Annotated in this window: 1 protein-coding gene and 1 pseudogene; both read right to left on the bottom strand. The window is 76.0% G+C overall.

The window, feature by feature from the left end:
- Window positions 1-135: 135 nt before the first annotated feature.
- The gene (locus tag FPZ47_RS27450; protein WP_144957369.1) at window positions 136-492 is read right to left on the bottom strand and encodes a DoxX family protein; all 357 of its coding nucleotides are present in this window, start codon (window positions 490-492) and stop codon (window positions 136-138) included.
- A gap of 45 nt (window positions 493-537) precedes the next feature.
- A pseudogene (locus tag FPZ47_RS30835) lies at window positions 538-1,572 on the bottom strand (hypothetical protein); the annotation flags it as partial.

Genomic DNA, 1,572 nt, shown 5'->3' with positions numbered 1-1,572 from the left:
CCCCCGCCCCGCGCGCCTGAGAAGCCGAACCCGTCCCGCCCGGTGGAGCGACCGCGAAGACGGGAGGGCTATCGGCCAACTCCCCTCGCGGCCAGGCCCGCCGCCGGTCGAGTTGCGTCTCGACTGGCCGAGAGGCTAGGCGCGGTCGGGTCCCTTGGCCGTCATGACGGCGAAGGTGGCCAAAAACGTTGCGGCCGGCAGGGTGTTGACGATCTTGTCGCGCGCTCGGACGTGCGCACCGACGGCCAGGACGAAATACACCGTCAGCATCGCCGTCGTCAGCCTGGCCAACGCCGGGAACCACCGCACCGACAGCAGACCGAGCGCGGCGGCGGCCTTGACCACCGGCAGCACGGGCCGAACGCCGGCCGGGACCCCGAGGTCGTCGAGGACCTTCTTGATCGGGGGCGCCGGGACCGCGCAGGCCACCGCGTCGGCGGCATGGAACACGGCAAGCGCCGCATAAGCTTTCGGGGAAGTCAGCACGCTCATGTGCAGATCCTATTGGCCGCTGCCGACCCCGTTGCGGCGGCTGGGCTACACCGCACCGCCACCCAGGCCACCGGCACCTCCCGCGCCGCCTGCGCCGCCGGTGGGGTCGGTGGGCGTGACGCCCGGTTCGCCGGCCATGCCGCTGCTGCCGGTGGTGCCGGCACCGGCGCCGCCGGTGCCGCCGGTGCCGCCGTCACCGCCGGTGCCACCGGTGCCGGCGTCAGTCGAGTTGCCACCACTACCGCCGGCACCACCGACACCGCCCAGACCGCCGGCCGACGTGCCGTCACCGCCCGTGCCGCCGTTCCCGCCGGGGCCGCCGGCGCCGGGCGTGCTGCCGGTGAACCCGACACCACCGGCGCCACCGGCACCGCCGTCACCGCCTTCGCTCAAAGCGCTGCTCGAGGTGCCGCCGTTACCGCCCGTGCCGCCCTGACCGCCGGCCACACCGGACCCATCCCCGGCGCCACCTTGACCGCCCTGACCACCGGCACCGCCGAGGCCGACCACGCGGCCGCCCGCGTCGCCCCCGTTGCCGCCGACACCGCCGTCGCCCGCCGTGACGGTTCCGCCGCCACCGGCGCCACCCTCACCACCCGCACCGGCCGTGCTGACGGCGAACACCGTGTTGCCGCCGGTCCCGCCGGCACCTCCGGTGCCGCCGACAGCTCCCGGGCCACCGGCACCACCGACACCGCCGGCACCGCCGAATTGGCCGCCGGTCCCGCCGTCACCTCCGGTACCGCCCGCGCCGCCGGTGTTGCCCAGACCGCCGTCACCGCCGCTGCCGTCACCACCGGCACCACCGACACCGCCGGCACCGCCGACACCTTCGATGCCGTGCGAGCCGGTCGCGCCGCCACCACCGTCAAGGCCGGCCGCGCCGAACAACCCGTGGGCCCCACCGGCACCACCGGCCCCGCCGTCACCACCGAGGCCACCCGTGCCACCGTTACCGCCCAGACCGCCGTTGCCGCCGGCACCACCGACCACGCTTCCACCGCCGTCGGCACCGGTACCACCGACACCACCGACACCACCGGTACCACCCAGGCCACCGGAGCCACCCAGCCCCCCGGC

The organism is Mycobacterium helveticum (assembly GCF_007714205.1).
GTDB lineage: Bacteria > Actinomycetota > Actinomycetes > Mycobacteriales > Mycobacteriaceae > Mycobacterium > Mycobacterium helveticum.
Note: the sequence above shows the minus strand (reverse complement) of the source record. Positions and strands in the feature narration are given on the sequence as shown.

Coding starts and splice junctions, on each gene's coding strand:
- FPZ47_RS27450 (WP_144957369.1), bottom strand. CDS start 492: ATGAGCGTGCTGACTTCCCCGAAAGCTTATGCGGCGCTTGCCGTGTTC.